The organism is Pseudoalteromonas sp. AS71, from assembly GCF_038900275.1.
In the GTDB taxonomy this organism is placed as follows: Bacteria; Pseudomonadota; Gammaproteobacteria; order Enterobacterales; family Alteromonadaceae; genus Pseudoalteromonas.
The window spans coordinates 1-7,365 of the sequence record NZ_JBBMQZ010000047.1 but is presented as its reverse complement, the minus strand read 5'-3'; the positions used below and the strand labels follow the sequence as shown (position 1 = coordinate 7,365).

General features: G+C 39.9%; 5 protein-coding genes. 2 read left to right on the top strand and 3 right to left on the bottom strand.

Features of this window, described 5'->3' with window-relative positions; all coding sequences use genetic code 11:
* Nucleotides 1–149: 149 nt before the first annotated feature.
* From WNY98_RS20470 to WNY98_RS20460, 3 genes are all read right to left on the bottom strand, one after another.
* Nucleotides 150–350, bottom strand: a complete 201-nt coding sequence (locus WNY98_RS20470; RefSeq protein WP_024591136.1) for a ribosome alternative rescue factor ArfA — start codon at nt 348–350, stop codon at nt 150–152.
* Between the two features lie 204 nt (nt 351–554).
* Nucleotides 555–3,095: a TonB-dependent receptor gene (locus WNY98_RS20465; protein WP_342878806.1), complete on the bottom strand. Its 2,541-nt coding sequence runs from the start codon at nt 3,093–3,095 to the stop codon at nt 555–557.
* Nucleotides 3,096–3,348: 253 nt separating this feature from the next.
* On the bottom strand, nt 3,349–4,302 hold the full coding sequence (locus tag WNY98_RS20460) for a HAMP domain-containing sensor histidine kinase (RefSeq protein WP_342878805.1): 954 nt from the start codon (nt 4,300–4,302) through the stop codon (nt 3,349–3,351).
* Between the two features lie 198 nt (nt 4,303–4,500).
* On the opposite strand from WNY98_RS20460, the gene WNY98_RS20455 reads away from it, so the two are divergent.
* Together WNY98_RS20455 and hemH are read left to right on the top strand one after the other, a co-directional pair.
* Entirely contained in the window at nt 4,501–5,829 is a 1,329-nt protein-coding gene (locus WNY98_RS20455; protein ID WP_342878804.1) for an HD domain-containing phosphohydrolase, read from the top strand.
* A gap of 74 nt (nt 5,830–5,903) precedes the next feature.
* Nucleotides 5,904–6,923, top strand: a complete 1,020-nt coding sequence (gene hemH / locus WNY98_RS20450; RefSeq protein ID WP_342878803.1) for a ferrochelatase — start codon at nt 5,904–5,906, stop codon at nt 6,921–6,923.
* Nucleotides 6,924–7,365: the final 442 nt, after the last annotated feature.

The following is a 7,365-nucleotide window of genomic DNA, read 5'->3' as shown; positions in this document are numbered from 1 at the left end:
AATCCAGAGAAAAAAGAAGCAATGCGGGCGGCATAAAATTTAATTTGATGCGACAACTAACTTGAAAAACTCCGTTAATGCTTTAAAAGTAAAAGCGAGGTATAAAACCTCGCTTACTATATTCAAAAGTCCTATTTGATCGGTGCTATTTAAGCCGCGATTAAATAGGACTCTTGTCCTGAATGTTTGTTGCTGCGTTTAAACGAACCTTTGCCTTTTTTAGCTTTAACCACTTGTGGTTTAAATAATTTAGAGGTGACCAACGCTGCTAGTGCATTGTGGTTTATAACGCCTCGTCCTGTGTCTACCGCGCTGTTGCTTGCGGTTTTTGCTTTAGATTTTTTAGTCATATATTTCCTATCAACTAATGATTATTTTAAGTTAAATTATAAAGAGGCTTTTATATTAGCCTATTTAATAGATGGCGATTGTAGGCTTAATTTTCAACCGCGCAAGTATTTTTAACATTCTTTTGGTCGTATTTTAATAATAAAAACGCATAAAAAAAGCGCAGTTAATAACCGCGCTTAATGTGGTTTAATTTGCTTTAAAAATTAAAAGCTAAAGCTTACTTTTGCATAGTACGTTCTGCCGTCAAAGCCGTATGGCAATGCGCGTACAGGGTATTTAAATGCACCATTGGTGATAAAGTTAAGTACTTCGTCGTCACCTAGCTCGTCTGGCGTTTCGTCAAACACGTTATCGGCACCCACCGAAAGCGCAAACATGTCGTTAATTTGGTAACTAACATTTAAATCAACTAACACAGCAGATTCAACCGTACTTGTTGGTTTAAACGAACCGGTAGGCGAAAGCTCACCTGGTAATGAAATATGGTCGTTACCAAAGTATTTTACGTCTGTTTCGCCAAAGTAGTTAAAGCGAATAGTTGATGTGTATGCATCGTGCTCGTAATCAAAGGTAAGCGTTGCACGCTCACTTGGTTGTCCGTCTGTAAAAAAGCTACGTTGTAGGTCGTCAAATGCAACTGCTTCAGGAATACCGTCTTCTGCATTTACGCCGTCAATTTTAGTATCGTTTAGGTTACCCGCAAAGGTTACACCAAAATTACCGCCTTCAACGTCTGTACGGTACGATGCAATAATATCAACGCCCTGCGTAGTAGAGTCAACCGAGTTTGAAAAGTAGTTAGCTTGTACTGCACCCGTTGCTTGTAGCGCTGCAACTGCTTCACTGCTAAACGATACATCGTCAGTGCTAAGTAAGCTGCCAAGTGTAATACGGTCTTCAATTTCTACGCGGTAAAAATCAACCGTTAACGAAAGCTCGCTTGTTACATCGTAAACAAAGCCAGCACTGTAGTTTGTTGATGTTTCAAGCTCTAGGCTATCTACACCTAACGCACTTGGAAAAGCTGTACCTGTGTTTGCCGTAAACGACTGCGTTAATGTACCGTCTGAGCCTAAGTTAGTTGTAAAGGCTGTATAACCACTTTGTTGAAGCGATGGCGCTCTAAAACCAGTAGATACCGCACCACGTACTGCAAAGTCATCTGAAAATTCATAGCGTGTTGCTAATTTACCAATTAAATCGTCGCCAGCATCTGAGAAATCCTCATAGCGTAGCGCACCACTTACGTTCCATGCGTCTGTGATCATAGTTTCTACATCTACATAGACAGCGTAGCTGTTGCGATCACTGTCGTTAGTTGCCTCTGGGCGCAGGCCGTTATAAGCCTGAAAACCACACTCAGCAAATTGATCCGGATCGTTTACTGATGGGTAAGAGGTATCTGTATTTGCTAACCCACACGCGTATGACGCTTCATCGCCAGCAACTATTTCGTAGTTTTCTTTACGGTACTCGGCGCCCACAGTTACATATAAAGGCTCACTGCGGCCAATATCTACAATACCGTTTACATCAAGGTTAACGGTTGTTTGATCAAACCTAAAACCACCTGAGTAACCGCCACTAGGGCCCGAGTTTGCAGCAATGTCGGCATCACTTGCACTCGGGTTATTAAATAAATACTCAGCAGCATAAGAGGCGTTAATTGTATTACGTGATGTAAAATCGTATTGGTTTTCGCCATAAACAGCCGATACATCGTAATTCCAATCTGGGTTAATATCGCCTTTAAAACCAACCGCGACTGAAATATCTTGTGCTTCGTTATATATGCGCGGTAAAAAACCATCGCTGTATACTTGTGTTACGTTTTTAGAGGCTTCGTTAAAGTTACGGTAGAAACCATTACCTAGGGCCGTACGCTCTGAGTAGCCACCAAACGAGTAAAGCTCGCCGTCGCCCATTGGTAAGGCCATATTATAAAATAATGACGTAAACTCACTTTCTGAATTACCTTGGCTCCAGCGCACATCGTCACTTAGCGTACCAGGCTCAACATCAAGCGAACCACCCGTATCTCGCTCTGCGCGGTTTGTGCCATCAGCATCTCGGTATTCAAGAGATAAATTAATAAAGCCGCCTTCGTTACCTATATCAAAACCACGATTTAAACCTGCTGAAATTGTATCGCCGTCACCTTCGCTAGTGCCACCATATTGCACAAAGCCAGTAGTAATACCTGTTGAGTTATTAAGTGATAAGTTAATTACGCCTGCAATAGCGTCAGAGCCATACTGAGCCGCTGCGCCATCGCGTAATACTTCAACGCCTTTAAGTGCGGTTAGTGGAATAGCATTCATATCGGTACCCGCAGCGCCTGCGCCTACTGTACCGTTAAGGCCAAAAATTGATTGGTTATGACGACGTTTACCATTTACTAATACAAGGGTTTGATCTGGCTGTAAGCCGCGAAGTGTTGCGGGTCTAAATAAGTCAGAACCATCAGATACTTGTGTACGCGAAAAGTTAAATGAAGGCGCTGTAGCTTGCAGGCTTTGGCCTAATTCGGTAAAACCACCTTTAGTTAAATCATCAGCGTCAATTAAATCAATAGGAGAAGAAGACTCAGTAGAGGTACGGTTAGATACACGCGATCCTAATACAGAAATTTGCTCAATGTTTTTAGCAGCTTGCACGGGTGCTTCTTCTGCGTTAACAATGCTTGGTGCGCTAAACGCGAAAGCAACGGCTACAGCAAGTGTGTTTAAACGGTATGTTGGCATAGTGACGACCCTGTTTTTTTGTGTTCTTATAATATGTGTGTGGTTATGATACTCACAACCTGTTGCAAACATCCTAGCAACATATGCAAACAAAAAGAAATGAAAAAAACTAAATTTTTGGTCTAAGTATGCAGATAAATTTCAAGATGAGAAAAAACCACATCAAATAGATTAAAATACACGCTAAAAGAGCATTAAACTTCAAAAGCTAGCTGGTTAACTTTTTATTTACAATGTGGTTTTGCTCGTTTGTTTATACTTTTAGAGGTAATAGGCAGCGGATGGTCGTACCTGTCCCTAATGTGCTGTTAACTTCTATTTTTCCACCATGATCGTTCACCATAGCGTATACAAGTGTCATACCCATGCCGGTACCTTTTCCAACTTCTTTTGTCGTGTAAAAAGGGTCAAACATATGTGCTATTGTGTCTTCACTCATTCCACAGCCATTATCTTTTACCTCAATACATATATTTGTGCCTTGTTCAAAAATACTCACCTCAATAATGCAGCCTTTTTCTAAATCAAGCTCGCATGCTTGCCAAGCGTTCATTAATAAATTTACAAAAACCTGATTAATAGATGATAAATTGCACCAAATAAGTGGTAGTGGTTCAAAGCGTGTTTTTATTTCGCATAACTTAAGTTTGTTACTCAATAATCTTAAAGCGTTATTAGCGCCAGTCGTTATATCGGTGAGTTGTTTATCTTGCGAAGAGGTGGGGTGAGCAAAGTTTAATAAGTCATGCACAATTTGTTTTATTCGTTTGAGACCTTCAACGCTGTCGTTAACTTGTCCCTGTAAATTGTTATAAAGCCACGCATACGGATACTGTAAATTGAGTATGTCGATTTCGTGTTTAAAACGGCTCTCTTTAATTTCGTTATTTAAGTATTGCTCGTTAAGTTTTAGCAGCGTGATGAGCAAAGGGGTAGAGTTTTGTAAGCTTTCTATATTGCTCATTGCATAGGCAAGCGGGGTATTTATTTCGTGGGCTACACCTGCACAAAGCGTTCCTAAGGTTGCCATTTTTTCAGTTTGCACAAACAGCATTTGTTGATGTTCTAAATCGGCTACTTTTTTTTGTAATTCATTATTTATGGCAACTAAAACGGTGCTTTTATCTTTAAGTAATTGTTCTGCGGCCAAGCGCAGCTTTTGTTCGTTTAAAAAAGCACGTTCAAAATTACCATCTGATCCATTCATTCCTTTCATCCATATAGATAACTTTATACTTAATGTTTAGTTGGTTACACGCAAATTTGCAACTTTAGTGTTAGCAATTATCTACTTATGGGTAATAACTACATTACTTAGATTCAGCTATAAATAAAGGCAGGACAAACTCACCATAGAATATTTTTTAAGCTATTATTTAGCCAGAAGTAATTTAAAGGCGGCGCAATGACTCAAGCAACACCAAACACACCGATGAATCAGGTTGATGTACTTTGCATTGATGATGATGAAATAGTACTACGCACATTAACCCGTTTACTTGAAGTAAATGGCCTGTCGGTTATTGTTTGCGATAATCCGCAAAACGCATTAACACTTTTTAAAAATCATGAGTTTGGTTTAATTATTAGCGACATGCGTATGCCAGTAATGAACGGTGCCGAGTTTTTAGAAAAAGCGCGCGCGCTGGCACCCGACACCCAACGTATTTTGTTAACCGGTTACGCCGATATACAAACAACTCTAGCGGCTGTTAACCAAGGTCAAATAAATGGCTATATTCAAAAGCCTTGGCAAAACGACTTATTACTTCGAAGCATTAAAGATAGCCTTGAAAAATTTGCGCTAAAAAAACAAAATCAAAAGTTAGAAGCACAAGTTAAGGCGCAAAACCAAGAGCTGCTAGAGCTAAACAACACGTTAGAGCAGCGAGTAGATAAACGTACTTTACAAATAAAACAAGTTTTAAAAAAGCTTGAAGACGCCAACGAGCGTGAAAAACAAGAGCACAAATCAACTGTAGAGTTACTATATAATTTTATTAACGCAAACCCCTACCTAGACGGCAACAAAGCACAAAACATTGCAAATACCTGTACACAAATAGCGCTTTATTTAAACCTGTCGCAAAAAAGCATTGATCTTGCCCCAATGGCTGGCTATTTAGCGCAAATAGGTTTGCTTGCTATGGACCCTGAACTTTATAAAAAACCGCTAAACAGGTTAAATGAGCAACAACGTAAGACCTTTTATACTCACCCAAGTACTGCACAATTAATGCTAATGCCAGCAATACATTTACACGATTTATCAGATGCTATTTATTATCAGTTTGAACGTTTTAACGGTAATGGAATGCCCAAAGGTCTTGCCGGAAACGACATACCAATAGGGGCTATGGTATTGGGTTTAGCGCGCGATTACTGGGATGCATTTGAGCAGAGCAATGCAAGCGATGAAAAGCAGCGCCACGATGACGCACTTGAGGGTGTAAAGCTTTACAGTGGTTCGTTTTATCACCCCAAAATTGTACGTGCGCTTGAAGCAAGCCATGCAAAACTACACGAACAAAAAAGTTCAGCAGGATCAGTGCTAATTTGTAATGCCCATGAACTAAAAGATCAAATGACACTCGGCCATGCTCTGCACAGCCATGCAGGTATAATGTTGTTGCCAAAAGGCCACGTATTTAGCCGCAAATCGATAGAAAAACTCCAACAGTTAGAATCTAAAAAGCCAACCCCATTTAGAATTATGATTAAAACTGCTAAATGATTGATCTAAACGGCAGTTTTTTTCGTTACAATGTGCATAAAATACATAATTGAATTTGCTTGAAGGAGCTCTCTGTGTCGCGATTTTCTGCGGTTACTGACAATCCCCATGATGGGCGTTTTAACCAAAAAACGGGAATACTGCTTACTAACCTAGGTAGCCCCGATGCACCAACAGCGGCTGCGCTTCGTACATATTTACGTGAGTTTTTATCAGATCCACGCATTGTAGAAATACCACGCTTGGTATGGATGATAATTTTACATGGCATTATTTTACGCGTACGCCCAAAACGTTCGGCTAAATTATACGAGAGTATATGGACCGAAAACGGCTCACCACTGACCCACATTACTCGCCAGCAAAGTGTAAAGTTAAATACCTTATTAAAAGAGCAAGGTTATACCAATACTGAAGTAGTAATGGCAATGCGTTATGGCAACCCTTCAATAGAGGCAGGCCTTGAAGAGCTACGAGATAAAGGCTTAACGCGTATTATTATACTGCCAATGTATCCGCAATATTCTAGCCCAACTACAGGCTCAACCTTTGATGCCGTATCGAGCGTACTGCGTAAATGGCGCTGGGTGCCAGAGCTGCATTTTGTTAATGGCTATCACAGAAACACCCGTTACATTGAATCCCTTGCTAATAGTATTAGTGAGGATTTAGAAGCGAATGGTATGCCACAAAAAATTGTTTTTTCGTATCACGGTATGCCTAAATTGTTTTTAGAGCGAGGCGACCCGTACCACTGCTTATGTTTACAAACCACACGCTTAGTTGTCGAAAAACTAGGCCTTGATAAAGACAAAGTAATTAGTACTTTTCAAAGCCGATTTGGTAAAGCCGAGTGGTTAAAGCCCTACACCGACGCAACTCTTGCAGCCTTACCTGATGAAGGTATTACCGATGTAGCTATTATCAGTCCTGCTTTTAGCGCCGACTGCCTAGAAACACTTGAAGAGCTAGAAGGCGAAAACCGTGAAATATTCGAAAACGCAGGCGGCGAAAAATACCGTTACATAGCGGCACTAAACGACAGAGACGACCATATAGAAGCTGTGTTTGATGTTATAAAACCTATGTTGTAACCCAAGCTTACTAAAGCTAAATATATATTTCGCATTAAGCGGTGTTAAAATTAACACCGCTTTTTGTTTTTAGGGCTTTTAAAATATTTAGTTAATTAATTCACAAAGAGGTTAAGAGGCGCTGCGCTTTTAGAGTAGTGATAAAACATAAAAATACTGTTTTTGGCTTCCTCATTTACTCCTCTTTTACTTCTCATTGTGCAAATAAAAGCTTTTAAAGAGCTAATTATTCACAAAGAGGTTAAGAGGCGCTGCGCTTTTAGAGTAGTGATAAAACATAAAAATACTGTTTTTTGTTTTCGGCTTTTCTCATTTACTCCTCTTTTACTTCTCATTGTGCAAATAAAAGCTTTTAAAGGGCTAATTCGGAGTTTTTCAAGTTAGTTGTCGCATCAAATTAAATTTTATGCCGCCCGCATTGCTTCTTTTTTCTCTGGATTTA